Source organism: Massilia sp. Root418 (genome assembly GCF_001425265.1).
Lineage (GTDB): Bacteria > Pseudomonadota > Gammaproteobacteria > Burkholderiales > Burkholderiaceae_D > Rugamonas.
This window is the reverse complement of record NZ_LMEC01000011.1, coordinates 570,793-596,882: the sequence shown is the minus strand read 5'-3', so window position 1 is coordinate 596,882 and position 26,090 is coordinate 570,793. Positions and strand designations below refer to the sequence as shown.

Annotated in this window: 25 protein-coding genes and 1 tRNA gene; 23 read left to right on the top strand and 3 right to left on the bottom strand. The window is 65.3% G+C overall.

Annotated elements, in window-relative coordinates; translation table 11 throughout:
• Position 1 precedes the first annotated feature (1 nt).
• The 16 genes from ASC94_RS10075 (at position 2) to ASC94_RS10000 (ending at position 17,079) form a co-directional block, all read left to right on the top strand.
• Positions 2–1,540: a SpoVR family protein gene (locus tag ASC94_RS10075; protein WP_056393892.1), complete on the top strand. Its 1,539-nt coding sequence runs from the start codon at positions 2–4 to the stop codon at positions 1,538–1,540.
• Between the two features lie 492 nt (positions 1,541–2,032).
• Positions 2,033–2,695, top strand: coding sequence for an energy transducer TonB (locus ASC94_RS10070; RefSeq protein WP_056393889.1), 663 nt, complete (start codon positions 2,033–2,035; stop codon positions 2,693–2,695).
• 81 nt (positions 2,696–2,776) lie between these two features.
• Positions 2,777–3,703 (top strand): MotA/TolQ/ExbB proton channel family protein, encoded by a 927-nt coding sequence (locus ASC94_RS10065; RefSeq protein ID WP_082616381.1) that lies wholly within the window; start codon positions 2,777–2,779, stop codon positions 3,701–3,703.
• A gap of 5 nt (positions 3,704–3,708) precedes the next feature.
• Positions 3,709–4,134 (top strand): biopolymer transporter ExbD, encoded by a 426-nt coding sequence (locus ASC94_RS10060; RefSeq protein ID WP_056393885.1) that lies wholly within the window; start codon positions 3,709–3,711, stop codon positions 4,132–4,134.
• A gap of 79 nt (positions 4,135–4,213) precedes the next feature.
• Positions 4,214–4,642 carry a biopolymer transporter ExbD gene (locus ASC94_RS10055; RefSeq protein ID WP_181260123.1) on the top strand — a complete coding sequence of 143 codons (429 nt, stop codon included), beginning with the start codon at positions 4,214–4,216 and terminating at the stop codon, positions 4,640–4,642.
• A 68-nt stretch (positions 4,643–4,710) separates the two neighbouring features.
• On the top strand, positions 4,711–5,934 hold the full coding sequence (locus ASC94_RS10050; protein WP_056393881.1) for a lipopolysaccharide assembly protein LapB: 1,224 nt from the start codon (positions 4,711–4,713) through the stop codon (positions 5,932–5,934).
• 146 nt (positions 5,935–6,080) lie between these two features.
• Positions 6,081–7,064 carry a bifunctional riboflavin kinase/FAD synthetase gene (locus ASC94_RS10045; RefSeq protein WP_056393879.1) on the top strand — a complete coding sequence of 328 codons (984 nt, stop codon included), beginning with the start codon at positions 6,081–6,083 and terminating at the stop codon, positions 7,062–7,064.
• A gap of 63 nt (positions 7,065–7,127) precedes the next feature.
• Positions 7,128–9,992: an isoleucine--tRNA ligase gene (ileS, locus tag ASC94_RS10040; RefSeq protein ID WP_056393876.1), complete on the top strand. Its 2,865-nt coding sequence runs from the start codon at positions 7,128–7,130 to the stop codon at positions 9,990–9,992.
• Between the two features lie 150 nt (positions 9,993–10,142).
• The gene (lspA, locus tag ASC94_RS10035; protein ID WP_056393874.1) at positions 10,143–10,652 is read left to right on the top strand and encodes a signal peptidase II; all 510 of its coding nucleotides are present in this window, start codon (positions 10,143–10,145) and stop codon (positions 10,650–10,652) included.
• 15 nt (positions 10,653–10,667) lie between these two features.
• A complete protein-coding gene (gene coaBC, locus ASC94_RS10030) occupies positions 10,668–11,888 on the top strand; it encodes a bifunctional phosphopantothenoylcysteine decarboxylase/phosphopantothenate--cysteine ligase CoaBC (RefSeq protein ID WP_056393873.1) in 1,221 nt (406 codons plus the stop codon).
• A gap of 5 nt (positions 11,889–11,893) precedes the next feature.
• Positions 11,894–12,343 (top strand): dUTP diphosphatase, encoded by a 450-nt coding sequence (gene dut / locus ASC94_RS10025; protein ID WP_056393871.1) that lies wholly within the window; start codon positions 11,894–11,896, stop codon positions 12,341–12,343.
• A 139-nt stretch (positions 12,344–12,482) separates the two neighbouring features.
• A complete protein-coding gene (locus ASC94_RS10020) occupies positions 12,483–13,535 on the top strand; it encodes a M48 family metallopeptidase (RefSeq protein ID WP_056393869.1) in 1,053 nt (350 codons plus the stop codon).
• Positions 13,535–13,969 (top strand): surface-adhesin E family protein, encoded by a 435-nt coding sequence (locus ASC94_RS10015; protein WP_056393867.1) that lies wholly within the window; start codon positions 13,535–13,537, stop codon positions 13,967–13,969. The genes ASC94_RS10020 and ASC94_RS10015 overlap by 1 nt, the downstream gene beginning before the upstream one ends.
• A 195-nt stretch (positions 13,970–14,164) precedes the next feature.
• Positions 14,165–15,187: an XdhC family protein gene (locus ASC94_RS10010; RefSeq protein ID WP_056393865.1), complete on the top strand. Its 1,023-nt coding sequence runs from the start codon at positions 14,165–14,167 to the stop codon at positions 15,185–15,187.
• A 99-nt stretch (positions 15,188–15,286) separates the two neighbouring features.
• The gene (locus tag ASC94_RS10005) at positions 15,287–16,177 is read left to right on the top strand and encodes a DMT family transporter (RefSeq protein WP_056393863.1); all 891 of its coding nucleotides are present in this window, start codon (positions 15,287–15,289) and stop codon (positions 16,175–16,177) included.
• Complete coding sequence (locus ASC94_RS10000) at positions 16,174–17,079, top strand: DNA-3-methyladenine glycosylase 2 (protein ID WP_056393860.1); 906 nt, start codon at positions 16,174–16,176, stop codon at positions 17,077–17,079. The genes ASC94_RS10005 and ASC94_RS10000 overlap by 4 nt, the downstream gene beginning before the upstream one ends.
• On the opposite strand, the gene ASC94_RS09995 is transcribed toward ASC94_RS10000, so the two are convergent.
• Together ASC94_RS09995 and ASC94_RS09990 are read right to left on the bottom strand one after the other, a co-directional pair.
• Entirely contained in the window at positions 17,076–19,334 is a 2,259-nt protein-coding gene (locus tag ASC94_RS09995) for a hypothetical protein (RefSeq protein WP_056393858.1), read from the bottom strand. The two genes, ASC94_RS10000 and ASC94_RS09995, sit on opposite strands and share 4 nt — an antisense overlap.
• Positions 19,331–20,131 (bottom strand): hypothetical protein, encoded by an 801-nt coding sequence (locus tag ASC94_RS09990; RefSeq protein ID WP_157201374.1) that lies wholly within the window; start codon positions 20,129–20,131, stop codon positions 19,331–19,333. The genes ASC94_RS09995 and ASC94_RS09990 overlap by 4 nt, the downstream gene beginning before the upstream one ends.
• Before the next feature lie 95 nt (positions 20,132–20,226).
• Here ASC94_RS09990 and ASC94_RS09985 point away from each other — a divergent pair, with 95 nt between their 5' ends.
• The 3 genes from ASC94_RS09985 (at position 20,227) to ASC94_RS32445 (ending at position 22,559) form a co-directional block, all read left to right on the top strand.
• Positions 20,227–21,108, top strand: coding sequence for a class I SAM-dependent methyltransferase (locus tag ASC94_RS09985; RefSeq protein ID WP_056393854.1), 882 nt, complete (start codon positions 20,227–20,229; stop codon positions 21,106–21,108).
• Positions 21,105–22,121 (top strand): MerR family transcriptional regulator, encoded by a 1,017-nt coding sequence (locus ASC94_RS09980; RefSeq protein ID WP_056393853.1) that lies wholly within the window; start codon positions 21,105–21,107, stop codon positions 22,119–22,121. Before ASC94_RS09985 ends, ASC94_RS09980 begins: the two co-directional genes overlap by 4 nt.
• A 297-nt stretch (positions 22,122–22,418) precedes the next feature.
• Positions 22,419–22,559 carry a hypothetical protein gene (locus tag ASC94_RS32445; RefSeq protein WP_157201373.1) on the top strand — a complete coding sequence of 47 codons (141 nt, stop codon included), beginning with the start codon at positions 22,419–22,421 and terminating at the stop codon, positions 22,557–22,559.
• Positions 22,560–22,613: 54 nt separating this feature from the next.
• Here the strand turns inward: ASC94_RS32445 and ASC94_RS09975 are convergent.
• Positions 22,614–22,690, bottom strand: a tRNA-Met gene (locus ASC94_RS09975).
• Between the two features lie 199 nt (positions 22,691–22,889).
• Between ASC94_RS09975 and ASC94_RS09970 the strand changes: the two genes are divergently transcribed.
• The 4 genes from ASC94_RS09970 (at position 22,890) to ASC94_RS09955 (ending at position 26,083) form a co-directional block, all read left to right on the top strand.
• Entirely contained in the window at positions 22,890–23,465 is a 576-nt protein-coding gene (locus ASC94_RS09970) for an NUDIX hydrolase (RefSeq protein WP_056393852.1), read from the top strand.
• Complete coding sequence (gene aat, locus ASC94_RS09965) at positions 23,462–24,196, top strand: leucyl/phenylalanyl-tRNA--protein transferase (protein WP_056393851.1); 735 nt, start codon at positions 23,462–23,464, stop codon at positions 24,194–24,196. The genes ASC94_RS09970 and aat overlap by 4 nt, the downstream gene beginning before the upstream one ends.
• A gap of 82 nt (positions 24,197–24,278) precedes the next feature.
• Complete coding sequence (locus ASC94_RS09960) at positions 24,279–25,007, top strand: arginyltransferase (RefSeq protein ID WP_056393850.1); 729 nt, start codon at positions 24,279–24,281, stop codon at positions 25,005–25,007.
• Positions 25,008–25,039: 32 nt separating this feature from the next.
• A complete protein-coding gene (locus tag ASC94_RS09955; RefSeq protein ID WP_056393849.1) occupies positions 25,040–26,083 on the top strand; it encodes a quinone-dependent dihydroorotate dehydrogenase in 1,044 nt (347 codons plus the stop codon).
• Positions 26,084–26,090 lie beyond the last annotated feature (7 nt).

Here is a 26,090-nt window from a genome sequence, read left to right as displayed (position 1 = left end):
TATGAACCAGATGACCAAACGCCCACCGCATCCGCGCGCCCTGCCCGAGCAGTCCGAGTGGACGTTCGAGCTGATCGAGCAGGCGCATGAAGAAATCCGCCGCGTCGCCCAGAACTTCGGCCTGGACACCTACCCCAACCAGCTGGAAATCATCACCGCCGAGCAGATGATGGATGCCTACACCTCGGTGGGCATGCCGGTGTCCTACAACCACTGGTCTTTCGGCAAGCATTTCCTGTCCACGGAAAAAGGCTACAAGCGCGGCCAGATGGGGCTGGCCTACGAGATCGTCATCAACTCCAATCCCTGCATCGCCTATCTGATGGAGGAGAACAGCCTGACCATGCAGGCGCTGGTGATCGCGCACGCCGCCTACGGGCACAACTCCTTCTTCAAGGGCAACTACCTGTTCCGCACCTGGACCGACGCCGAGGCCATCGTCGACTACATGGTGTTCGCCAAGAACTACATCGCCGAGTGCGAGCAGCGCCACGGCATCGACGCGGTGGAGCTGCTGCTGGACTCCTGCCACGCGATCCAGAACTATGGCGTGGACCGCTACAAGCGCCCGGCCAAGCTGTCGCTGTTCCAGGAACAGCAGAAGCAGAAGGAGCGCGAAGCCTACCTGCAATCCCAGATCAACGAGCTGTGGCGCACCCTGCCGCGGCGCGACGAGGAAGAGATCGACAAGCCGGCGCCGCGCTTCCCGCCCGAGCCGGAGGAAAACCTGCTGTACTTTATAGAGAAGTACGCGCCGCTGCTGGAACCCTGGCAGCGCGAGATGGTGCGCATCGTGCGCAAGATCAGCCAGTACTTCTACCCGCAGCGCCAGACCCAGGTGATGAACGAGGGCTGGGCCACGTTCTGGCACTACACCATCCTGAACCAGTTGTACGACGAGGGCGTGGTGGCCGAGGGCTTCATGATGGAATTCCTCAAGAGCCACACCAACGTGGTGTACCAGCCGCCGGTGCACAGCCCCTATTACAGCGGGATCAACCCGTATGCGCTCGGTTTCGCGATGATGACCGACATCCGGCGCATTTGCGAACACCCCACCGACGAGGACCGTGAATGGTTCCCCGACATCGCCGGCAGCGACTGGCGCAAGACGCTGGACTTCGCCATGCGCAACTTCAAGGATGAAAGCTTCATTGCCCAGTACCTGTCGCCGCGCCTGATCCGCGAGTTCCACTTCTTCGCCGTGCTGGACGATGACAAGAACGAAAAGCTCAACGTGTCGGCCATCCACGACGAACTCGGCTACCGCTATGTGCGCCAGCAGCTGGCCGAGCAGTACAACCTCGGCAACCGCGAGCCCAATATCCAGGTCTGGTCCGTCAACACCCGCGACGACCGCGCGCTGACGCTGCGCCATACCCAGTTCAACCGGCGCCCGCTGAACCAGCAGGCCAACGAGGTGCTCAAGCACGTGGCGCGGCTGTGGGGCTTCGATGTCCACCTGGAAACAGTCGACCCGCATGGCAATGTTATTAACACGCTGGAAGTCAAGCGCGAGAAGCGCAACCGCGGCGGTTGATGGTCCCCCCGGGCGCCGCGCCCGGGCCCCCACTACGCCGCGCGGCACAGCCGCGCGGCGCATATAGATAGAACAATTTTTAAGACCACCTTAACGGGCGCCCGTCAGCAAAATTCTTCTATACTATTCATATTGCAAGTGTACTTGAGTTGCGGGCAAGCAACGGTGTCGACCAACTTTTACACGGCTGGTCAGGCCACTTCCGCAATTTAATTCCGTTTTTCGGCCGAAAAATAAACATCGTGAAGGGGTGAAAAATAACTCCCCAAAAACGTGCCGAGAAGTCTTGCTTTTTGTGCCAGAACGGTGCAGCAGCGGGGGTCAAAACGCAGCTAAGCACATGAAATTTAACCGGTTTTAGGAAGCAAAAATCTATGTAAATTGACGGATTCGTATGTATAATTCGCCGACGTCCCGGATGCGGCTGGAGCTTTTTGTCGCCATAACGGGGTTCGAGGTAGTACAAAAGAGTTGGTATTGGAGAAAGCAGGCATGAATTTCACGCATAACGAGAAGGACGCCAAGAAGAATCTAACTGGCATAACCATCGTGGTCTTGTTGCACATCCTGGTGGCTTACGGGATCGTGTCGGGACTGGGTAAACGCTTGGTCGCCAAAATGGTCGAACCCGTAGAAACCAAGATCATCGAGGAAGTGGCACCACCTCCTCCGAAAGAACTGCCGCCACCGCCACCACCGCCAGAGATGAAAGCGCCACCACCGCCCTTCATTCCTCCGGTTGAGGTGAACGTGCAGCAGCCGCCGCCGCAGCAGAACGTGATCGCTAACGCGACCAACGTGAAACCTGCGACGAACGAACTGCAGAAACCGGCGCCAGCTGCCCCACCGGCACCGCCAGCGCCGCCTGCAAAATCGGTACACGTGCCTGCAGTTGCCGACTTCAACACTTGCGCAAAACCAGAGTGGCCTAAATCCTCCCTGCGCAACGAAGAAACCGGTACGGTCACGTTATCGTTCCTGATTGGTGTAGACGGCCATGTCGTCGAATCCAAATTAGTGAAATCCAGTGGCTTCAGGGACCTGGACAAAGCCGCAATCGCGGGTATTTCCAAGTGCCGATTCAAGCCTGGCATGACCGACGGCAAGCCGGAGCAAGCGTGGATGCAAATGCAATACGTCTGGACGCTGGAATAAAAACCGGGGCAGCAGTGACGTCCCACTTAGTACTTCGTTGACATTTCAGCGAACTGATTATTTTATCAATTTGGAGGAAGCATGTTTAAGAATACCCGTTTGTCCGCTGTACTGGCCGCTGTGCTGTTCTCGGTGACCGCAGCATCCGCTCTGGTCAGCGCCCCAGCCATGGCTGACGCGCCTGCCTCGGCAGCCGCTTCGGCACCTGCAGCGGCGCCAGCGGATGCAGCGGCAGCTCCAGCAGCTCCAGCAGCAGACGCAGCAGCAGCTCCAGCAGCAGCACCGGCAGCAGCAACCCACGAAGAAGTGGAAAACCCATTCGGCTTCGAAGCCGTCTGGAACGGTGGTTTCGTTTCCCGTGGCACCCTGATCATCCTGACCATCATGTCCATGGGTTCGTGGTACATCATCGTCACCAAGCTGATCGACCAGATGAAGATCTTCAAGCAGTCGAAAGAATCCGCTGCCAAGTTCTGGAAAGCATCGTCGATCGCTGCCGGCGCCGCCACCCTGACCGACGGTTCGCCATTCCGCTTCATCGCTGAAACCGGCACCAAGGCCACCTCGCACCACGACGGCGCCCTGCTGGAACAAATCGACCTGTCGACCTGGGTGACCATGTCCATCCAGCGCGCTGTGGACAAAGTCCAGTCGCGTCTGCAAGACGGCCTGTCCTTCCTGGCAACCGTGGGTTCGACCGCACCGTTCATCGGTCTGTTCGGTACCGTTTGGGGTATTTACAATGCACTGATCAACATCGGTATGACCGGTAACGCGTCGATCGACAAAGTGGCAGGTCCAGTGGGTGAAGCACTGATCATGACCGCGTTCGGTCTGTTCGTGGCAGTGCCTGCCGTTCTGGGTTACAACTGGCTGGTGCGTCGTAACAAGTCCGCAATGGAAGACGTGCGCGCCTTCTCCGCCGACGTGCACTCGGTGCTGATCTCGGGCGCCATGTCGACCGCTGACTCGGCCATCCGTGCCGGCGGCGCTAAAAAGATTGGATAATAACCATGTCGATGTCCGTAGGCTCCGATAGCGGAGAAGATCAGGTAATGTCAGAGATCAACACGACGCCCCTCGTGGACATCATGTTGGTTCTGCTGATTATCTTTCTGATTACGAGCCCGGTCGTTCTCAAACTGCAGAAGATCAAGCTGCCGGAAGAGACCAACCAGGTAATTCAGACCAAACCGGAAGACGTCAACATCGTTGTTAACAAGGATGGCGACATCTACTGGAATCAAAAGAAAATGGCGGACACGAATGAGCTGTTCGATTTTCTGAAAAAAGAGGCAGTGAAGTTGCCGCAGCCGGAAGTGCACGTACGTGGTGACCAAGAAACCAAGTACGAGTCGATCGGCAAAGTGATCTTCACGACTCAGCGTGCTGGTATCCAGAAGGTCGGTTTCATCACCGAACCACCTGACAAGGGCTAAGGCTTAGGCCACGACCCTCGATGCCCCGGCCGGCGCTTTGGCCGGGGCAGGTCCAGTCACCTTCTACAAAGGAAACACCATGAGTATGAATGTCGGTTCGCCGTCCGCTGGCGCGGATCCCGAACCAATGATGGAAATGAACATGACGCCGCTGATCGACGTCATGCTGGTACTGATCATCATGCTGATCATCACCATTCCGAAAGCGAACCACTCGGTGAACTTGAACATGCCGGTCGGCACCCCGCCGCCGCCTACCAAGGATCCAGTGGTCATTACGATTGACGTCGACTTCGACGGTACGATTCTGTGGGATAACCAGGTTGTTCCTGACCGCGCTACCCTGGAATCGAAACTGGTCGCCGTGGCAGCGCAAGCTGACCAGCCTGAGGTGCATCTGCGCCCCAACAAGCTGGTGTCGTACAAATCGGTGGCAGGCGTGATGGCTTCGGCCCAGCGTCTGGGTGTGACCAAGATTGGTCTGGTCGGCAACGAACAGTTCCAATAATCCGTACTATTTTCCGCGATAGGCAGGTCTTCCTGCCTATTTCGTTTTTACAGAAAGAATACTTCCTCATGACCAAGTTTCGTCTCGCTCATCTCGGCCTGGTGATGGCCGCCATCGGTTTCACCGCTGCCGCCCCGTTGACTGGTCTGACCTCGGTCGCCTACGCTGCTGACGCCGTCAGCGCCGCTGTTGGCAAGCCGCTGCAGGAAGCACAGAAGCTGACGAGCTCCGGCAAGCACAAGGAAGCGCTGGCCAAACTGAAGGAAGCCGACGCAGTCGGCGGCAAGACCGAATTCGAGAAATACCAGATTGAGCGCGTCCGCGCCGCAGCCGCTGCTGCCGCCCGCGACAACGACACCGCCATCCGCGCGTTCGAAGCCGTGATCAACTCCGGCCGCCTGTCCGCCTCGGAAAGCGCGAACTTCACCAAGGGCCTGGCCGGCATGTACTACGGCGCCAAGGACTACCCGAAAGCCATCACCTGGATCCAGCGCGCGCTGAAGGACAGCCCGAACGACGCCACCATGCACGACCTGCTGGTGCAGACCTACTACGTGAGCGGCAAATACGCCGAAGCGGCCAAGGAACTGCAAGCCGGCGGCAAACAGTCGGAAGCGAACCTGCAGATGCTGGCCAACATCCAGCTGAAACAGAACGACAAGGCCGGCTACGTGGCCACCCTGGAAAAGCTGGCCGGCAGCTACCCGAAAACCAGCTACTGGGCCGACCTGCTGAACCGCGTGGCAGGCAAGCCGGGCTTCTCCAGCACCCTGAACCTGGACCTGCTGCGCCTGAAACTGGCGCTGGGCCTGCTGACCAAGCCGAACGAATACATGGAAATGGGCCAGCTGGCGCTGCAAGTGGCCAACCCGGCTGAAGCGCTGAAAGTGATCGAGCAAGGCTACAAGAAGGGTGCCCTGGGCACCGGCGCCGACGCCGGCCGCCACCAGCGCCTGAAAGACCTGGCCTTGAAGACCGAAGCCGAAGCGCAGAAGAACCGTGCCACCGCCGAAGCCGAGTTCATCAAGAACAAGGACGCCGACGGCCTGGCCAACCTGGGCTACGCCATGGTCAGCGAAGGCAAAGGCGACGCCGGCCTGAAACTGATGGACCAAGCCATCAAGTTCGGCACCGCGCGCCGTCCTGAAGAGATGAAGCTGCACTACGGCCAGGCGCAAGCCATTGCCGGCAAGAAGGCAGCTGCACTGACCACGCTGAAGTCGGTCAAGGGCACTGCAGGCGAAGCCGAACTGGCCCGCTACAACATCATGCAGATCAACCACCCGATGTAATTTCCCACGCGGGAAGCAAAGCGCTGCCGGCTCACGCCCGCAGCGCTTTTTTGCGTTTATATGGTGCAGCGCGGTGTTTCCCCATGTGAATCCGGCCAACAGTCCGTATAATCCCCCATTTAGCCCAGTTTTCGCTCCAGATTCCCATGAAGGTATTTCGCGGACTACCCAATGCAGCGGCGCGCGCGCCCTGCGCGCTCACGATAGGCAACTTCGACGGCGTCCACCTCGGCCACCAGGCGCTGCTGGCGCAAGTGCGCGCGGCGGCCGGCCAGCTGGGCCTGGAGGCGGCCGTGATGACCTTCGAGCCGCACCCGCGCGAATTCTTCGCCCGCAAGGCCGGCGACCTGTCCAAGGCCCCGGCCCGCATCGCCAACCTGCGCGACAAGCTGCAATCGCTGGAAAATAACGGCATCGACCGCGTCATCGTCGAGCATTTCAGCAATGCCTTCGCCTCGCTCACGCCGCAGGAATTCACCGAAAACGTGCTGGTCGAAGGGCTGCACGTGAAATGGCTGATGGTGGGCGACGACTTCTGCTACGGCGCGCGCCGCGCCGGCAACGTGGCCATGCTGATCGAAGCGGGCCGCCAGTACGGCTTCGAGGTGCACACCCTGCCCACCGTGATGAAGGGCGCCACCCGCATCTCCTCTTCGGCGGTGCGCGCCGCGCTGTCCGAAGGCGACTTCGCCCATGCCGAGCAACTGCTGGGCCACCCGTACTCGATTTCCGGCCACGTGATCCACGGGGCCAAGCTGGGCCGAACCATCGGCTACCCCACGCTGAACCTGCGCGTTCCGCACCGCCCTGCCCTGGGCGGCATCTTCATCGTGCAGGTGCACGGCCTGGATGACAGCCGGGGCCCGCTGCCGGCCGTGGCCAGCCTGGGCGTGCGCCCGACCGTGGAAGACGCCGGCCGCACGCTGCTGGAAGTGCACATCTTCGACTACGCCCAGTCCTGCTACGGCAAGAACGTGCGCGTGGAATTCCTGGAAAAGATCCGCGACGAAGAGAAGTTCATCGACCTGCCCACCCTGACCGCCGCCATCGACCGCGACGCCGGACTGGCGCGCGCCTGGTTTGCCAAGCGCACCAGCAGCGGCGCCGTCAACGCCACCGACCGAATTTGACTCTGCCGGCAGTACCCGCAGCAGTCCCGAAAAGCACACAGATACACCCACTTGAAGATCGCTATGTCCGACAACAAACCAAAGAAGGCTGAAAGCAAGTACCCGGTCAATATGACCGAAACCCCGTTCCCGATGCGCGGCGACCTCGCCAAGCGCGAGCCGACCTGGGTCAAAGACTGGCAAGAGAAGAAGATCTACCAGCGCATCCGCAAGGCTGCCGCCGGCCGTCCGAAGTTCGTGCTGCACGATGGCCCGCCCTACGCCAACGGCGACATCCACATCGGCCACGCCGTCAACAAGGTACTCAAGGACATGGTGGTCAAGGCCCGCACCATGGCCGGCTTCGACGCGCCCTACGTGCCGGGCTGGGATTGCCACGGCATGCCGATCGAGATCCAGATCGAAAAACTGCACGGCAAGAACCTGCCGACCGCGGACGTGCTGACCAAGGCCCGCGCCTACGCCTACGAGCAGGTCGAGCGCCAGAAGAAGGACTTCATCCGCCTGGGCGTGCTGGGCGAGTGGGAGAACCCTTACCTGACCATGAACTACTCCAACGAAGCCGACGAGCTGCGCGCCCTCGGCAAGCTGCTGGAGAAGGGCTACGTATACCGCGGCCTGAAGCCGGTGAACTGGTGCTTCGACTGCGGCTCGGCACTGGCCGAGGCGGAAGTGGAATACCAGAACAAGCGCGATCCGGCCATCGACGTCGGCTTCGCCTTCCATGAATTCGACAAGCTGGCCAAGGCCTTCGACCTGCCGGCCCTGCCGACGCAGAACGGCTTCATCGTGATCTGGACCACCACCCCGTGGACCATCCCGTCCAACCAGGCCCTGAACGTGCACGCCGAAGTGAAATACGCGCTGGTGCAGGCCGAACGCGACGGCCAGCCGCTGCTGCTGATCCTGGCGCAAGACCTGGTGGAGTCCTGCCTGGCGCGCTACAAGCTCGAAGGCACCACCATCGGCACCTGCATGGGCCAGGACCTGGCCGGCATCAGCTTCAAGCACCCGCTGCACGCGCGCGACGCCTTCTACGACCGCCTGTCGCCGGCCTACCTGGCCGACTACGTGACCACCGAGAGCGGCACCGGCGTGGTGCACTCGGCGCCCGCCTACGGCCAGGACGACTTCATCTCCTGCAAGGCGCACGGCATGAAGGACGACGAGATCCTCAAGCCGGTGATGGGCGACGGTAAATACGTCCCTACCCTGCCGCTGTTCGGCGGCCTGACCATCTGGGAAGCTTCCAAGCCGATCTGCGACGCCTTGCGCGAAGCGGGCGCGCTGTTCGAACTGAAGATGTTCGACCACAGCTATATGCACTGCTGGCGCCACAAGACCCCCATCGTCTACCGCGCCACCTCGCAGTGGTTCGCGGGCATGGACGCGCATCCGAAAGACGGCGGCGCCACCCTGCGCCAGACCGCGCTCAAAGCCATCGACGAAACGCAGTTCTTCCCGGACTGGGGCCAGGCGCGCCTGCACGGCATGATCGCCAACCGTCCGGACTGGACCCTGTCGCGCCAGCGCCAGTGGGGCGTGCCGATGGCCTTCTTCATCCACAAGGAGAGCGGCGACCTGCACCCGCGCACCCCGGAGCTGCTGGAACAGGTGGCGCAGCTGATCGAGAAGAACGGCATTGATGCCTGGCTGTCGCTGGACCCGGCCACCCTGCTGGGCGAGGACGCGGCCCTGTACGAGAAGAACAAGGACACGCTGGACGTGTGGTTCGATTCCGGCACCACGCACCAGACCGTGCTGCGCGGCTCGCACAAGGAACAAAGCGCCTTCCCCGCCGACCTGTACCTGGAAGGCTCGGACCAGCACCGCGGCTGGTTCCACTCCTCGCTGCTGACCTCCTCCATGCTGAACGGCAGCGCGCCCTACAAGGCGCTGCTGACGCACGGCTTCGTGGTGGACGGCGAGGGCAAGAAGATGTCCAAGTCGATCGGCAACACCGTGTCGCCGCAGGACGTGTCGAACAAGCTGGGCGCCGACATCCTGCGCCTGTGGGTGGCCGCCACCGACTACACCGGCGAGCTGTCGATCTCGGACGAGATCCTCAAACGCGTGACCGAGTCCTACCGCCGCATCCGCAACACGCTGCGCTTCCTGCTGGCCAACACCTCGGACTTCGATCCGAAGGCGAACGCCGTGCCGGTGGCCGAGCTGCTGGAGATCGACCGCTACGCGCTGGCCGACATGGCGCGCCTGCAGGCCGACATCGCCAAACACTACGAGAACTACGAGTTCCACCCGGTGGTGTCCAAGCTGCAGAACTACTGCTCGGAAGACCTGGGCGGCTTTTACCTGGACATCCTGAAGGACCGCCTGTACACCTCGGCCGTCGATTCGCAGCAGCGCCGTTCGGCGCAGACCGCGCTGTGGCACATCACGCAAAGCCTGCTGCGCCTGATGTCGCCGATGCTGTCCTTCACCGCCGAGGAAGCGTGGGCGGTATTTGCCGGCGCCGAAGCATACCAGGCCAGCGATGAAACCATCTTCACCCAGACCTGGTGGGAACTGCCGGCCGTGGCGGACTCCGAAGCCCTGCTGGCCAAGTACGCCGCCCTGCGCGACGTGCGCACCGGCGTGACCAAGCAGCTGGAAGACCTGCGCACCTCGGGCGCCATCGGCTCCTCGCTGCAGGCCGAGCTGGAGATCAAGGCCGCCGGCGAGAAGTACCGGCTGCTGGCCAGCCTGGATGAGGACCTGAAGTTCGTCTTCATCACCTCGCAGGCCAAGGCAGTGGAAGTGGCGGCGGAAGCCGACGAGGCGGTGGCCGTTGCGGCATCGTCCGCGGCCAAGTGCGAGCGCTGCTGGCACTACCGCGCCGACGTGGGCGCGCACGCCGACCACCCGACGCTGTGCGGCCGCTGCCACAGCAACCTGTTCGGCGCGGGGGAAAAGCGCAAGTTCGCTTAAACTCCGGTGCGGCGGGTTACGCGCAGCTTTGCTGCGCTAACCCGCCCTACGAAAACCAGCGACGTCACAGAGACACCGTAGGGCGGGTTAGCGGCGCAGCCCTGTTACACGACGCGCCTGACCCGCCAAGGCCAACCGACAAGACCAAACATGGCATCCAAACCAAAAAGCTTCTCCTCCAAGTCCTCCTCCGGCGGCCTGACGCCATGGCTGGGCATTGCCTTCATCGTGCTGCTGCTCGACCAGATCACCAAGATCACGGTCAACAAGACCTTCCGCTGGGGCGAGGAAGTGGTGATCACACCCTTCTTCAACCTGGTGCTGGCCTATAACAAAGGCGCAGCGTTCAACTTCCTGTCCAACGAGAGCGGCTGGCAGCGCTACTTCTTCACCGGCATCGGCATCGCCGCCGCGCTGTTCATCATCTATCTCTTGAAAAAGCACGCCGGCCAGCGCATGTTCTGCTGGGCCCTGGCACTGATACTGGGCGGCGCCATCGGCAACGTGATCGACCGCGTCCTGTACGGCCACGTGGTGGACTTCCTGGACTTCCACTGGAAGGGCCTGGGCCACTTCCCGGCCTTCAATATCGCCGACTCGGCCATCTGCGTCGGCGCCGCGCTGTTCATCCTCGATGAGCTGCGCAGAGTCAACAAGTAACGAGCAGGAGCAGTCATGGAACTGAGCGGCAAAAAAATCGTGCTGGGCCTGTCCGGCGGCGTGGCCTGCTACAAGGCGGCGGAACTGTGCCGCGCGCTCACGCGCGAAGGCGCCTCCGTGCAGGTGGTGATGACCGACGCGGCCACCCACTTCATCACGGCGGTCACCATGCAGGCGCTGTCCGGCAAGCCGGTCTACACCAGCCAGTGGGACCCGCGCGTGGACAACAACATGGCCCACATCGACGTGACCCGCAACGCCGACGCGATCCTGATCGCGCCCTGCTCGGCGGACTTTATCTACAAGCTGGCGCACGGCGTGTGCGACGACCTGCTTTCCACCATGTGCCTGGCCCGCCCGCGCAGCGTGCCGCTGCTGGTGGCGCCGGCCATGAACGTGGAAATGTGGCAGAACCCGGCCACCCAGCGCAACGTGCAGCAGATCAGGGACGACGGCGTGCAGGTCTTCGGCCCGGCCGCCGGCGAACAGGCCTGCGGCGAAGTGGGCCTGGGCCGCATGCTCGAAGCCGAGCAGCTGCTGGCCGAACTGGTCGCCGCCTTCCAGCCCAAGGTCCTGGCGGGCAAGCGCATCCTGATCACCGCCGGCCCCACCTTCGAGGCCATCGACCCGGTGCGCGGCATCACCAACCTGTCCTCGGGCAAGATGGGCTACGCCGTGGCGCGCGCCGCGCGCGAAGCGGGCGCCGAGGTGGTGCTGGTCTCCGGCCCCACCGCGCTGCCCACGCCGTTCGGCGTGCAGCGCATCAACGTGCAAAGCGCCTTGCAGATGCACGACGAAGTGCTGTCGGCCGTGCACGGCCAGCACGTGTTCATCTCGGTGGCGGCCGTGGCCGACTGGCGCGTGGCCAACCCCAGCACGCAAAAGATGAAGAAGACCGGCGACGGCACCGTGCCGGACCTGAAGTTCGAGCAGAACCCGGACATCCTGGCCACCGTGGCCACCCGCACCAACCTGGCAGGCTATCCTTACTGCGTGGGCTTCGCCGCCGAATCGGAGAACCTGCTCGAATACGGCGCGGCCAAGCGCGAGAAGAAAGGCATCCCCCTGCTGGTCGGGAATATCGGCCACCAGACTTTCGGCCAGGACGACAACACCATCATCCTGTTCGACGAAAACGGCCACACCATCCTGCCGCGCGCCGACAAGCTCACCTTGGCGCGCCAGCTGATTTCCGAAATCTCCAAACGCATCGACAAGCACTCCCTATTTCAGTGACCGCAATGAAAAAAATCGACGTCAAAATCCTCGACCCGCGCATGAAGGACCTACTGCCGGCCCACGCCACCCCCGGCAGCGCCGGCCTGGACCTGCGCGCCTGCATCGACGCGCCCATCGTCATCGCGCCCGGAGAGACCGTGCTGGTGCCCACTGGCCTGGCCATCCACATCGCCGATCCCGGCTATGCCGCCATGATCCTGCCGCGCAGCGGCTTGGGCCACAAGAACGGCATTGTGCTCGGGAATCTGGTAGGCTTGATCGACTCCGACTACCAGGGCCAGCTGATGGTATCGACCTGGAACCGGGGTCAAAACACGTTTACGCTGAACCCGATGGAACGCCTGGCGCAACTGATTATCGTGCCAGTGCTGCAGGTGGAATTCAACGTGGTGGAAGAATTCGACAGCAGCGAACGCGGTGAAGGCGGCTTCGGCAGCACCGGCAAACACTGAGGAAAATTGCATGACAGGCAAGGCGCACGCATTGGCAGGGGCAGGGGCAAAGACAGGGGCAAAGACGGCAGCGGAGGTAAGCGCGACAGCGGCGCGGACCGGCGCCGCTGCGGGCAGGACGCTGGCAACCGCGGCGGCAATGCTGTCGGCCGTGCTGCTATCGGCCTGCTCGACCTTTGCGCCGCAGGCCACCACCCCGCAGCCCGGCCCCGCCGTGCCGGTGCCCGCCGAACCGCAGCAGCCGGTGCTGAGCGCCAAAATGGCGGCCGCGCAGGACGCGCTGCGCATCATGGTGAACCTGCAGGACCGCCTGTCCCGCGTGTCCGCCCCGCTGCTGATCAACAATGCGGACCTGTGCAAGAGCATGGCCCGCAACCTGCTCGGCTTCACCGCGCAGAACCGCTATTCCTATCCGGGCGAATTCTCCGAGGCCGCGCGCACCGTGCTGGGCTACGGCGAGCGCCTGCAGGTCAGCTCGGTGCTGGCCGGCAGCGGCGCCGCGCGCGCCGGCCTGCGCAAGGGCGACGGCTTGGTATCGGTGGAGGGCAAGTCCCTGCCGGGCGGCCCGGACGCCGAGTCGCAAGCGGCCGAGGTACTCGGCCCGCTGGTGGGCAAGCAGGCCGCGCTGGACATGACCATTGCCCGCAACGGCAACAACCAGACGCTCAAGGTGCCCGTCACGCGCGCCTGCGCCATCCGCGTCCAGCTGGGCAACGCCGACAACATCAATTCCTACGCCGACGGGCAGCGCGTGCTGATCACGCGCGGCATGATGAACTTTGCCCAGAGCGACGAAGCCATCGCCTACGTGCTGGCCAAGGACATCGCGCACAATGTGCTGGGCCACGCCGGCGCCATGCGCAATTCGGCCGCCGTCGGCAGCATGATAGACAACCTGGTGCGCACCAAGCCGGACCTGTCGCTGCTGATCGGCAGCGGCGGCATCAAGCCGGTGCCGCAGGACATGGACACGGCCGCCGACAACCTGGCGCTGTACATGCTGGCGCGCGCCGGCTACAACATCGACCGCGTCAAGCCGTTCTGGCAGCGCCTGTCGTCGCAGTATCCGGCGTCGGTGCTGAACGGCTATACCGCCCTGCATCCCGCCACCAGCGCCCGTTTTGCCGCCATCGACAAGGGCGTGGCCGAGATCAAGGCCAAGCTGGTGGCGAAGAAGCCGCTGGTGCCGTGATGCGGCGCGCCGCCCTGCCGCTGCTGGCGGCGCTGCTCCTGCCCGGCCCGGCCCACGCGGCGACCGGCGCCAACTGGAGCAAGCTGTCCGGCGACGCCAGCGCCACGCTGTACGTCGACAAGGCCAGCGTGGCCAGGGTGGACAGCGCGGACGGCGGCCCGGAAGACGCCCGCAAGGCCTGGACCCTGGTTTCCTTCAGCAAGCCGCAAACCTCCCCCGACGGCAAGACCTACCGCTCGCTCAAAGCCCAGTACCTGTACGCCTGCAAGGACCGCAGCGTCACGCTGCTGGCGCAGACCTACTACCCCGCCACCCTGGCGCGCGGCGAGGCGGTGGGCAATTTCAAGTACGAGCAGTACGACCCCGAGCAGCCCGCAGCGGGCAGCCACACCGAAACGGCGCTCAACTATGTTTGCCGCCGCAAGCTGCGCTAACTGTTACTACTCGAATATCGCGTTCCAGAACCAGACTTTCATGGATGCAAACGGCCAGGTGACCCCGCCGGCGGTGCGTGTACCGGAACCTGCCGGCCTGGCCCTGATGGGCGCCGGCCTGGTGCCGCAAGCCCGGCTAAGCGCTGCGCGGCGAGGCGATAAGCGGCCTTGTCGCTGGCATAGTATAGTGTCGCCATGGACAGCATAGACCTCGAAGTACTCAAAACCAGCGCCGCCTGGGTGGCCGCCGGCCACCGCGCGGAGCTGGTCACCGTCATCAAGACCTGGGGCTCCAGCCCGCGCCCGATCGGCGCCACGCTCGCCATTTGCGACGACGGCCGCGTGGTCGGCTCGGTCTCGGGCGGCTGCATCGAAGACGACCTGATTGCGCGCGTGCGCGAGCACGGCATCACGCGCAGCGCGCCCGAAGTGGTCAGCTACGGCATCACCGCCGACGAGGCGCACCGCTTCGGCCTGCCCTGCGGCGGCACCATCGAGCTGGCCATCGAGCCGCTGGGCGCGCACAGCCGCATCGCCGAACTGCTGGACATGCTGGAACAGCGCCAACTGGTGCAGCGGCGCCTCAACCTGGCCACCGGCGCGGTCGACCTGGCGCACACCGCCGCCGGCAATGTACTGGAGCTGCGCGGCGGCGAACTGGTCACCCAGCACGGGCCGCGCTGGCGCCTGCTCATCATCGGCGCCGGCCAGCTGTCGCGCTTCCTGGCGCAAATTGCCACCGCCATGGACTACCACGTCACCGTGTGCGACCCGCGCGAAGAATACCGCGCCGGCTGGCAGGTGGACGGCGTGCAGCTGGTGCACGCCATGCCGGACGACCTGGTGCTGGAGATGCGCCTGGACCACCGCAGCGCGGTGGTGGCGCTGACCCACGATCCCAAGCTGGACGACCTGGCGCTGATGGAAGCGCTCAAGTCGGACGCCTTCTACGTCGGCGCCATCGGCTCGCGCGTGAACAACGCCAAACGCCGCGAGCGCCTGGTGCAGTTCGACGTGAGCGAAGCGCAGCTGGACAAGCTGCACGGCCCCATCGGCCTGTACATCGGCAGCAAGACTCCGGCCGAAATCGCCATCTCCATCCTGGCCGAAATGACGGCGGTGAAGAATGGCGTGCCGGCCGCGCTGCAGGTCAAGCATGCCGCCTCGCCGGAAGCGCCGTCCTTGCAGGATGCGCCCAACGCCTGCGTGGTGACCTGAGCAGCACCTGAACGAATTCAACAGCAAGAACCGGCTGGTGCCTACCCGGCGCCGGCCGCACAATGGCGCCGCCTGACCACCCTTTAGACCGAGCCCTCCATGAGCACTGCCAACCTGTTGCGCCTTATCCTGCTTGCCGCCATCTGGGGCGGCTCCTTCCTCTTCATGCGCATCGCCGCACCGGTGCTGGGGCCGGCGGTGCTGATCGAATACCGCGTGGTGTTCGCTTCGCTGTTCCTGCTGGCCGTGGCGCTGCTGATGAAAAAGCCGCTGGACCTGCGCCAGAACTGGAAGCACTACCTGGTCCTGGGCTTCTTCAACTCCGCCCTGCCCTTCCTGCTGTACGCCTACGCCGCGCGCACCCTGTCGGCCTCCGTGATGGCGGTGCTCAACGCCACCGCGCCGATCTGGGGCGCCGTCATCGGCGCCGTGTGGCAGCGCCAGATGGTGTCCGCGCGCGTCATGCTGGGCCTGGTCATGGGCACCGGCGGCGTGGCGCTGCTGGTCGGCTTCGACCACGCCAGCTCGCGCGAAGGCGCCGGCATCGCCATTGCCGCCGCGCTGTTCGCCGCCTTCAACTACGGTATCGCCAGCACCTACGCCAAGTCGGCCAAGGCCGTGGAGCCGTTCGCCAACGCGCACGGCAGCATGTGGGCCGCCTCGCTGCTGGTGCTGCCGTCGCTGGCCTTCTTCCCGCAGCCGGGCGAGCCCACCGTGGGCATCATGGGCGCCGCCCTCGCGCTGGGGGTGCTGTGCAGCGGCGTGGCCTATCTGCTGTACTACCGCCTGATACGCGACGTCGGCCCGACCTCGGCGCTGACCGTCACCTTCCTCAGCCCCCTATTCGGCATCCTGCTCGGCACCGTGTTCCTCAACGAAGTGGTGGGCTGGTACACCATCGCCGGCTCGGCCATCGTCATCGTCGGCACCGCGCTGGTGACGGGCTTCAAGCCGAACTTCAGCTGGCTGCGCAAGTCCGCCTCCGCATGACGCACCGCCTTCCGCTGCCGCCGGGCTACCGCCTGCACGACGTGCTCGCCTTCCACAGCCGCGACGCGGAAAGCGTGGCCGAACAAATCAGCCCGGAGCGGCTGCGCAAGGGCGTGGTGATGGATGGCGTGCCGCTGGTGCTCGATATCGCCTTGTCCCCCGGCGCGGCCGAGTACAGCGTGCACGCCGACCTGCCTGGCGCTGCCGGCGGCCTGCCGTCCGCGATCGCCGCGCAAGCCGACGACGCCGTGCTGAACGTGCTCGGGCTGCGCATCGATCCGCAACCCTTCCTCGACTTCGCCGCCAACGACGCGCTGCTGGGCGAGCTGTCGCGCCGCCAGCCCGGCCTGCGCATCGTGCAGTCGGCCACCGTATTCGAAGCGCTCACGTGGGCCATCATCGGCCAGCAGATCAACCTGCCCTTCGCCATCTCGCTGCGCCGCACCTTCATCCTGCAGGCCGGCACGCAGCACAGCAGCGGCCTGTGGTGCTACCCGGACGCGGCCAGCGCCGCGCGCCTGCAGGTGGAAGACCTCACCAGCCGCAAGTTCTCGCGCGCCAAGGCGGAAACCCTGCTGCGCTTCGCCGCACTGGTGGCCTGCGGCGAACTCGATCTGGTCCCCGGCCCCGCCAACAGCATCGAGGACATCGGCAAGGCGCTGCTGGCGGTGAAAGGCATCGGCCCGTGGACCGTCAACTACGGCCTGCTGCGCGGCTACGGCTACCCGGACTGCTCGCTGCACGGCGACGTGGCCATCCGCGCCGCGCTGCAAATCCTGCTCGGCGAAGACAGCAAGCCGGACATGCCGCGCACCGAGCAAATCCTCCAGCGCTACGCGCCGCACCGCACCATGGCGGCGGCCCACCTCTGGGCCAGCCTGCATCCGCGCGCGGAAGACTAGAAGAAGTACTTGGTCTGCCTGGCCCACTTGCTGTTCGGGTACAGCTTGTGCAGCAAGTTGAAGGCTTCCTTCGAATACTGCGCGCGCGGCTGCTCCTTCTCTTCCTTGTCGGTGCCGTAAGGGCATTCCATGCGCGTGGACGCCACGAAGAAATGCAGCGCCTTGGGCGCCTCCTCGTCGTTCGGCTTCTGCTTCGCCCATGAGAGCAAGGTGGGCGCGATGAACTCCGTGCGCAACGGGAGCTTGAGCAGCTGCTGCTGCTCCCTGGCCGCCTGCGCCAGCTGCTCCGGGCCCAGGTAGCGCGGCGGCTGCGCCGGCTGCGCATCGGCCGGTTCTATCCCTTCGCTGCGGCAGCCCCAGTAGCGCGTGCGGCCTTGCCCGTCGATGACGGCGGGATTGAGTTCCGGCGTGTTCACCAGGATCAGTGCGCCGGCCAGCTTGCGTTCTGCGCCGCTGGCGGCCTTGCGGTAGCGCGCGTACAGGTGTTCGGTGGTCTTGCGGCTGGCGGCCACGCGGTCCAGCAGCGCCAGCGCGGTCGCCTCGTCGCCCAGGATCAGCGCGCGCGCCATGACGGTTTCCTCCAGCGGCGCCTTCATCGCGGCAGGCAGGCGCGGATGGGCCAGCAGCGTTTTCAGTTCGCCCAGCGGCAGGTAACGGAACACGGTGCGGCGGAAGTCTTCGTCCGTCTCGGCTTGCGCCGGCTTGCTGTCGATCGGCTCGCCGACTTCCACCATGTCCGGCTTGCGCGGGGCCGCCTTCAGGAACTCGTCCAGCGTGGGCGCCGTCAGCATCTTCAGCGCCAGGTAGCGGTTGGCGGTGGCCACCGACATGGCCTTGCCGTGGCTGGCCATCAGGCGGTCGATATCCTTGTCGGCCTGCGCGGCGCGCTTCTCCGCCACCGCCAGCCGCGCCAGGTTGTACTGCACCGTCAGGTACAGCGGATGGCCCGCCGGCACCGCGGCGGCGGCCTTGCGCTCAGCCTCGCTCAATTCACCGGCGTGCGCCAGCGTCACCAGGGGCGCCAGCCAGAGCGCGCCGCCGTCCTTCTGCTTGAGCCAGTCCTGGCGCAGCTTGGCCAGCGCCTGCAGGCGCGCGCGCTGCACGTCCTCGCTGTTCGGGTCCGCGTCCAGGTCCAGCGGCGCCTCGGCCTGCATGCTGCCTATCCACGCCGTGAGCGGCTCCTGCGCAGCCACCATGGCGCTGCGCGGCTGCTTGTCCAGCAACACCAGGTAATCGCTCAGCAGGCGCGGCGTCTCCGCATTGAACGGCTCCTGGTCCAGCCGGCGCGCCAGCACGGCGATGCGGCCCACCGGATCGAGGCGCGCGTCCACCAGCGAGATCATCTGCCTGGCCGGCGCATAAGACGGCGCCAGCGCCTCCAGCTCCTTGCGCGCCAGCGCCAGCCTGGCGTCGCGGTCCGGCGCCTTGCCGTCCTGCTCCAGGGTGGCGCTGCGTATCAGGCTGCGCGCGGCCAGGTAACCGCCCAGCGTGCGCCATGGCGACTTGGCATCCTGCGCCACGGCCTGGAACTGCTTGCGCGCCGCGTCGAAACTGCGCGCGTAGAACAGCGCGGCGGCGGTCTGGTAGGCCTGGTCTGCCTTCAGCCAGTCCGGCGCGTTCGCCGGCACGGGCGGCGGCAGCTGCGGCACGCGCTTCGGCTGCGGGGAGCCGTACTGGTAAGGCGGTTCCGCGCAGTTGGCGAATACCGCGTCCTGCCCCTGCAGCCAGGCCTTGTGCCATTGGTCCGCCTTGCCGCCCGCGCCGAGCTGCGCGCGCGCCTTCATCGTCAGCGCGGCCTGCCTGAACGCGTCGGCATGGCAGTTGACGTAGCTGGCGTGGTCCACGTCGCCCATCACGTCCAGCTTAACGTCCGCCAGGCCCCACTGTTTTGCGTACCCCGCGCGCGCCTGGAGCCAGGCGCCGGAGCCGTTCTTCTCTGCCTCGTAGCTGTAGTCCCAGTCGCTGCCCTTGCCCACGTGCCAGCGGTCCAGCTCCAGCGCCGCGAGCTGCTGCGGCGTGAGCGCGCGGCCTTTGGACGCCTGGTACGCCAGATAGTGATAGACGCGCCAGTAGGTCCCGGGCAGCACGCCCAGGTTGCCGCCCGCGAACTGGGGCAACACGCCGGCGGCCACCTGGTATTCGGATGCGAAGCGGTTGCTGCCGTAGCCGTCGCCGCCGCTCGACAGCGCGGCCTGCGGCAGTGCCGCGAACAGCGCAACGGCAACGAGGGATGGGAGGATGCGGAATCGTTTCATGGATGGGAAGAGTAATTGTCGGCTGAATGAAGGCCGGGTTGCATGGCCCGCCAGCTGGCGGCGGTCCACGGACGGGGAGAAAAATAATAGCCGCGTGCAGCCACGCTGCGCAGCGCCGGTTCGTCGCTCGCGTAGCCCGCGGCGGCGCGGCATAGCGGTTGGGTAAAGCCGTGCCGCTGCAGGCGCTGGCGCAGCGCGTCCTGGCCGGGGCCCATGCGGAATGCCATCGGCACCACCTCGTCGGCCACGCCGGCCGGCAGCCAGGCGTCGTCCAGGCACCAGGAGGCCAGCGCCGTCACGGACAGCGCGATGCGCGGGTCCAGCCGGCGGCGGATCTCTGCCATGGTCTGCGCCAGGAAGGGACGCTGCGAGCGCCGCACTTCGAAGTCGAGCTGCACCACGTTGCGGTTGCCGCGCTGCGCCACGCGCAGCAGTTCCTGCACGATGCGGGCGGACTGCTGCGCGTTCAGCGCGGGAGGCAGGCGCCACGACGCGTCCACGTGCAGCACCGGCACCAGCGCGGCGCCTTCGGGCAGCAGCAGCGGCGCGGCGCGCGGATGGACCAGCGCCTCTTCGCCGCGCAGCACCATGGTGGACGCCACGTAAGCCACGCCGGTATCGGCCGGCAGCCAGCGCAAATCTTCCGGGCGCTCCCACGCCCACAGCATGCGCGCGGGCAGCTGCGCGAGCGCGGGATGGGCGGACGGGGACGGCGGCGTGTGCGGGCCCGCGCGGCCGTCCGCCCGCAGCGCCGAGCAGGCCACGCAAGCGAGCAGGAAGAGGAGTAGGCGTTGCATAGCCGACATCATAATGGAAAGCCGCGCGGCCGTGCTTGACCCTCACGCAAGGCGAGGCTTTAGGCTATCCTTCTCATCACCACGAAAGGAAAGACATGCCAAGCGATAGCCCCAAGCCCAGTGCCATGATGGTCGCCGTTTTGCGCGCCGCGCACCAGCTGCTGGACGCGCCGCTGATACTGGACGACCCGCTGGCCTTGCGCATCATCGGCCCCGAGCGGGAGGCCGAAGTGCGCGGCCACCCCGAGCGTTTCCGCGATGGCCTCACCACGGCCCTGCGCACCATCCTGGTGATCCGCAGCCGGCTGGCCGAGGATACCTGGCAGGCGGCGCAGCAGCGCGGCGTCATGCAGCACGTGATCCTCGGCGCGGGGCTGGACACCTCGGCCTACCGCGGCAGCTTGCCGCCACAGGCGCGCGTATTTGAAGTGGATCTGCCGGCCACGCAGCAATGGAAGCGCGAGCGCCTGGCCGCCGCCGGCATTGCCGTTCCGGATGCGCTGCGCTACGCAGCCGTGGACTTCAGCACCACCTCGCTGGCGGACGGCCTCGCCCAGGCCGGCTTCGACCGCGCCGCGCCGGCCTGCTTCACCTGGCTGGGCGTCACGCTCTACCTGAGCCCGGAAGACGTGGCGCACACGCTGGCCTTCATCGCCGCCTGCGCGCCGGGCAGCAGCGTGGTGTTCGATTTCGTCATTGCGCCGCGCCTGCTGGAGCCGGCCGAGCGTGCGGCAATGGAAGCGATATCGGCCAGCCTGGCCAAAGGCGGCGAGCCGTGGAAGAGCAATTTCGATCCGGCCGAACTGGAAGCGCAGTTGCTAGCGCTGGGCTACGGCCGGGTGGAGCATTTCGGGCGCGGCGAACTGACGCAGCGCTACCTGTCCGGCCGCAGCGACGGCCTGCGCCTGGCCGGCAGCACCGGCATCATCCGTGCCACGGTGGGCGCTACGATGGGCGCCGCGCAGGCTGCGCCGTGATACGGGTCGGCGAGCTGGCCAGGCGCGCCGGCCTGACGGTGCGCGCGCTGCACCACTACGACAGCCTGGGCCTGCTCAAGCCGTCCGCGCGCGCCGAATCCGGCTACCGCCTGTACAACGCCGCCGACGTGGCGCGCCTGCACCAGATCCAGGCGTTGCGCCGCTTTGGCATGCCGCTGGCACGCATCGCCGCCTTCCTTGCGCAGCCGGAGCCGCCGCTGGCGGACCTGGTGGCGCGCCAGATCGCCGCGCTGGACCGCCAGATCGCGCAAGCGGCCGTGCTGCGCGGCCAGCTGGCGCAGCTCCAGCAGCAGCTGGCGGGCGGCGAACAGCCCGGTCTGGCCGACTGGCTGGCCGCGCTGGAACGCATGGCCGGCTACGAGCAGTACTTCAGCAAGGAAGAGCTGGCGGCGCTGCCGCTGGCGGGCAGCGCGGCGCAGCGCGAGTGGGCGGCGCTGGTGGCAGCCGTGCATGCGTTGATGGCGCAAGGCGCGCAAGCCGACAGCGAAGCGGCGCAAACGCTGGCGCGGCAATGGATGTCCATGCTGGAGCGCGGCACCGCCGCAAATCCGGACTTCGCGCGCCGCCTGAACGCCATGCTGGCCGACAGGCCGGCTGCCCGCGCACACAGCGGCATCAGCCCCGCCATGCAGCACTACGTGGCGCAAGCCTTCAGCGCCTTCAAGCTGACCCTCTACGCGGAATACCTTGACGAGGCCGAGTTGGCCCACATGCGCGCGCACAGCGGCACGCAAACGGACGCGTGGCTCACCCTGATCGCCGCAGTCCAGCAGCAGATGGCCGCAGGCGCTGCGCCGCACGATAGCCGCACGCAGGAACTGGCGCGGCAATGGCTGGCCCTGTTCCAGCGCCACGCCGGCGCCGATCCCGCCACCCGCGAGAAACTGCGCCGCGCCCACGAAGCCCACCCCATCCTGCTGTCCGGCACCTGGATCACGCCCGCCCTGCTCGCCTACCTGCGCACCGCCCTCGCCGCCCCGCCCGCCGCTTGACGCACGCCAATGCCAGCAGCGGCTATGCCGGCGATGCTCGCACCATCCCCGCGAGGCGAAATCATGGAACTCATCAAATTCCTGAGCTGGTTTCTGCTGAACATCTGCGTGCCGCTACTTTTGTTGCATCCGCCGTACTCGTCACGGTCAGCACGACAGATGCCACATTGACTTCCCGCACGGACGACGAAGGCGCCTTGGCGCCCGTGGTGCTAATCAATTGCAGTCTCAGTGATAACGGCTACCAGTTATTCTTTCACCCACTACCTCGCCGGGTAAGCGGTGTTGGAGAAAGTCATGATCAAATGGTTTGCTGAATACATGGAAAGCCAGGAAAACAGACGCAAGCTGGCCATACGGCCAGGTGTCTTCATGACGGTAGGTGGCGTGATTTTCAACCTGATCATGCTTTACGCAATAATCTTCCTGAAAAAATAGGCGCGGAAACGGAAAAGCCGCTGGACTCTTTCGAATCCAGCGGCTTTCTGTATCTGGTTGCGGGGACAGGATTTGAACCTGTGACCTTCGGGTTATGAGCCCGACGAGCTGCCAGACTGCTCCACCCCGCGTCTGTATGAACGTATTATAGGGCAACTCCAGACTTTAGGCAATATCAATCCCAAAATCATCGATGATAGAGGCGATTTATCCTTCGGAAGCCCGGCATAGCTTGCGCTCGCGCTACGCGCAGCGCCCGCAATCGGTGTAAAGTAAGCGCTACTGTGACGAAAAACGCTGCCTAGAAAACGCTGACTAGAACCGCCTCCCATGAAATTCTGTTCCGAATGTGCCAACCCGGTCGAGCTGACCATCCCTGCCGGCGACAACCGCCCGCGCTACGTCTGTACCCAGTGCACCGCAATCCATTATCAGAATCCCAAGATGGTATTGGGCTCCATTCCCGTGTGGGAGCGTGACGGCCAGCTGCAGGTGCTGCTGTGCAAGCGCGCCATCGAACCGCGCTACGGCTACTGGACGCTGCCCGCCGGTTTCATGGAAAACAACGAAACCACCGCCGAAGCCGCAATGCGCGAAACCATCGAGGAAGCCGGCGCCAACATCGAGCTGGGCCCCCTGTTCAGCCTGATGAACGTGGCGCGCGTGCACCAGGTACACATGTTCTACCTGGCCACCCTGCGCGACCTCGACTTCGCACCCGGCGAGGAAAGCCTGGACGTGCAAATGTTCACGGAAGCCCAGATCCCCTGGGACGACCTGGCCTTCCCCACCATCCGCAGCACGCTGGAACTGTTCTTCGCCGACCGCGCCCGCATGCGCGCCAGCGGCGGCGGCTACGGCTTCCACACCCAGGACATCACGAAACCCATGCGCAGCGACGTATGATCCCCTGGCTGGATGCCCATACACCCTTCCCCGACGTCTCCCAGGCGCTGACCACGGACGCGCCCGGCCTGCTGGCCGCCGGCGCCGACCTCTCGCCGGCCCGCTTGCTGGCCGCCTACCAGCGCGGCATCTTCCCCTGGTTCTCGGAAGGCCAGCCCATCCTGTGGTGGAGCACCGACCCGCGCATGGTGCTCATGACGGAACGCTTCCGCGTCTCGGACAGCCTGAAGAAAGCCATCAAGAAAGTGCAGCGCAGCGCGGCCGACCCCGCCGGCCGCTGGCAGGTGCGCTTCGACACCGCCTTCGAGGACGTGATGCGGGCCTGCGCCGCACCGCGCCGCGACGGTCCCGGCACCTGGATCTCGGACGACATCATCGCCGGCTACACCGGCCTGCACCGGCTGGGCTACGCCCACTCGTCCGAGCTGTGGCTGGACGGCGAGCTGGTGGGCGGCGCCTACGGCGTGTGCATCGGCCGTATGTTCTACGGCGAATCCATGTTCGCCCGCGTCACGGACGGCTCCAAGATTGCGCTGGCCTACCTGGTGCATTTTTTGAAACACAACGGCGTGGCCATGGTGGACTGCCAGCAGGAGACCGGCCACCTGGCCTCGCTGGGCGCCGCCCCCATCCCGCGCGCGCAATTCCTGCAGCACCTACGCGCCAGCATCGGGCTGCCCGCCATCGCCGACTGGACTCCGTTGCAGCCATACCCGCACGCATCCGATTAGGGTGCAGAGTTCGCCGGTTTGTGCGCTATGATATGTCCATGGACACCAGCACACGGACACCATTTTCTGCCCTGGGAAGCGCATGACGCACCTGAACGATCTGCCATTCGCAACGCTGCAGTTCTACACGACAGCGCCCTACCCTTGCAGCTACCTGGATGAACGCCAGGCCCGCTCGCAGGTGGCCACGCCCTCGCACCTCATCAATGCCGACGTGTATTCCGAACTGGTGCGCAACGGCTTCCGCCGCAGCGGCATCTTCACCTACCGCCCGTATTGCGACGGCTGCCAGGCCTGCGTGCCGGTGCGCGTGGTGGCGGGAGAGTTCCAGCCCACGCGCGGCCAGCGCCGCGCCTGGAACCGCCACAGCAACCTGACTGCGGGCGTGGCCACGCTGTCCTTCTCGGACGAGCACTACGACCTCTACCTGCGCTACCAGAGCACGCGCCACGCCGGCGGCGGCATGGACCAGGACAGCCGCGACCAGTATGCCCAGTTCCTGCTGCAAAGCCGCGTCAACACGCGCCTGGTGGAGTTCCGCGAGCCGGACGGCACGCTGCGCATGGTCAGCATCATCGACGTGCTGTCGGACGGCCTGTCCTCGGTCTACACCTTCTTCGACCCGGACGTGGAAGGCGCTTCCTACGGCACCTACAACATCGTGTGGCAGATCACCCAGGCGCAGGAGCTGGGCCTGCCCTACGTCTACCTCGGCTACTGGATCGCGGACAGTCCCAAAATGTCCTACAAGATCAACTTCCAGCCGCTGGAGGCCAGGGTCAAGGGACAGTGGAGTGTCATGGCGCGGTAGAATACGGGCTACTTTTTTAGCCAGCCCCCGCCATGTCCGACAAATTCCTGTATTCCCTCGCCCGCCCCATGCTGTTTTCCATGGACGCGGAAGCCGCCCACCACTTCACGCTGCCGGCGCTCAAGAAAGCCTCCAGACTGGGCCTGACCCGCGCCTTCGTGCGCGCGCCCAGGCCGGACCCGCGCACCGTGATGGGCATCCTGTTCAAGAACCCGGTGGGCCTGGCGGCCGGCCTGGACAAGGACGGCGCCTTCATCGACGCGCTGGCGGACCTGGGCTTCGGCTCCATCGAAGTGGGCACCGTCACGCCGCGCGCGCAGCCGGGCAACCCCAAGCCACGCATGTTCCGCCTGCCGGCCGCGCACGGCATCATCAACCGCATGGGCTTCAACAACGGTGGCGTGGACGCCTTCGTGGCCAATGTGCAGTCCTCGCGCTTCTACCAGAACAAGGAAGGCGTGCTGGGCCTGAACATCGGCAAGAACGCCGACACGCCGATCGAGCGCGCCGCCGACGACTACCTGCACTGCCTGCAGAAGGTCTACCCATACGCCAGCTACGTGACGGTCAACATTTCCTCGCCCAACACCAAGAACCTGCGCCAGCTGCAGGGCGGCTCGGAGCTGGACGGCCTGCTGGCCCAGCTGAAGGAGGCCCAGCAGCGCCTGGCCGACCAGCACAAGCGCTACGTGCCGCTGGCCCTGAAGATCGCGCCGGACATGGACGGCGACCAGGTGAAGAACATCGCCGACGCGCTGCTGCGCCACAAGATCGACGGCGTGATCGCCACCAACACCACCCTGAGCCGCACTGCCGTGGAAGGCATGCAGCACGGCGCCGAAGCGGGCGGCCTGTCCGGCGCGCCGGTGTTCGAACTGTCGAACCAGGTGATCCGCCTGCTGAAAGCCGAACTGGGCGACGCGCTGCCGATCATCGGCGTAGGCGGCATCATGCGCGGCGCGGACGCCAAGGTGAAAATGGACGCGGGCGCGCAGCTGGTGCAGCTGTACAGCGGCCTGATTTACGCCGGCCCGGCGCTGGTGCGCGACTGCGCCGACGCCGTGCGCCGCAACTGAGGGAGCA

Excerpts from the sequence above, each read along its gene's own strand:
- ileS (WP_056393876.1), top strand. The coding sequence starts at position 7,128 with ATGTCCGACAACAAACCAAAGAAGGCTGAAAGCAAGTACCCGGTCAAT.
- ASC94_RS10065 (WP_082616381.1), top strand. The coding sequence starts at position 2,777 with ATGTTTAAGAATACCCGTTTGTCCGCTGTACTGGCCGCTGTGCTGTTC.
- ASC94_RS10015 (WP_056393867.1), top strand. The coding sequence starts at position 13,535 with ATGCGGCGCGCCGCCCTGCCGCTGCTGGCGGCGCTGCTCCTGCCCGGC.
- ASC94_RS10055 (WP_181260123.1), top strand. The coding sequence starts at position 4,214 with ATGAGTATGAATGTCGGTTCGCCGTCCGCTGGCGCGGATCCCGAACCA.
- ASC94_RS09955 (WP_056393849.1), top strand. The coding sequence starts at position 25,040 with ATGTCCGACAAATTCCTGTATTCCCTCGCCCGCCCCATGCTGTTTTCC.
- ASC94_RS09995 (WP_056393858.1), bottom strand. The coding sequence starts at position 19,334 with ATGAAACGATTCCGCATCCTCCCATCCCTCGTTGCCGTTGCGCTGTTC.
- ASC94_RS10045 (WP_056393879.1), top strand. The coding sequence starts at position 6,081 with ATGAAGGTATTTCGCGGACTACCCAATGCAGCGGCGCGCGCGCCCTGC.
- ASC94_RS10060 (WP_056393885.1), top strand. The coding sequence starts at position 3,709 with ATGTCGATGTCCGTAGGCTCCGATAGCGGAGAAGATCAGGTAATGTCA.
- ASC94_RS10070 (WP_056393889.1), top strand. The coding sequence starts at position 2,033 with ATGAATTTCACGCATAACGAGAAGGACGCCAAGAAGAATCTAACTGGC.
- ASC94_RS09970 (WP_056393852.1), top strand. The coding sequence starts at position 22,890 with ATGAAATTCTGTTCCGAATGTGCCAACCCGGTCGAGCTGACCATCCCT.
- ASC94_RS10020 (WP_056393869.1), top strand. The coding sequence starts at position 12,483 with ATGCTGTCGGCCGTGCTGCTATCGGCCTGCTCGACCTTTGCGCCGCAG.
- aat (WP_056393851.1), top strand. The coding sequence starts at position 23,462 with ATGATCCCCTGGCTGGATGCCCATACACCCTTCCCCGACGTCTCCCAG.
- dut (WP_056393871.1), top strand. The coding sequence starts at position 11,894 with ATGAAAAAAATCGACGTCAAAATCCTCGACCCGCGCATGAAGGACCTA.
- ASC94_RS09985 (WP_056393854.1), top strand. The coding sequence starts at position 20,227 with ATGCCAAGCGATAGCCCCAAGCCCAGTGCCATGATGGTCGCCGTTTTG.
- coaBC (WP_056393873.1), top strand. The coding sequence starts at position 10,668 with ATGGAACTGAGCGGCAAAAAAATCGTGCTGGGCCTGTCCGGCGGCGTG.
- ASC94_RS10010 (WP_056393865.1), top strand. The coding sequence starts at position 14,165 with ATGGACAGCATAGACCTCGAAGTACTCAAAACCAGCGCCGCCTGGGTG.
- ASC94_RS10005 (WP_056393863.1), top strand. The coding sequence starts at position 15,287 with ATGAGCACTGCCAACCTGTTGCGCCTTATCCTGCTTGCCGCCATCTGG.
- ASC94_RS09990 (WP_157201374.1), bottom strand. The coding sequence starts at position 20,131 with ATGCAACGCCTACTCCTCTTCCTGCTCGCTTGCGTGGCCTGCTCGGCG.
- ASC94_RS09960 (WP_056393850.1), top strand. The coding sequence starts at position 24,279 with ATGACGCACCTGAACGATCTGCCATTCGCAACGCTGCAGTTCTACACG.
- ASC94_RS10000 (WP_056393860.1), top strand. The coding sequence starts at position 16,174 with ATGACGCACCGCCTTCCGCTGCCGCCGGGCTACCGCCTGCACGACGTG.
- ASC94_RS10050 (WP_056393881.1), top strand. The coding sequence starts at position 4,711 with ATGACCAAGTTTCGTCTCGCTCATCTCGGCCTGGTGATGGCCGCCATC.
- ASC94_RS10075 (WP_056393892.1), top strand. The coding sequence starts at position 2 with ATGAACCAGATGACCAAACGCCCACCGCATCCGCGCGCCCTGCCCGAG.
- ASC94_RS32445 (WP_157201373.1), top strand. The coding sequence starts at position 22,419 with ATGATCAAATGGTTTGCTGAATACATGGAAAGCCAGGAAAACAGACGC.
- lspA (WP_056393874.1), top strand. The coding sequence starts at position 10,143 with ATGGCATCCAAACCAAAAAGCTTCTCCTCCAAGTCCTCCTCCGGCGGC.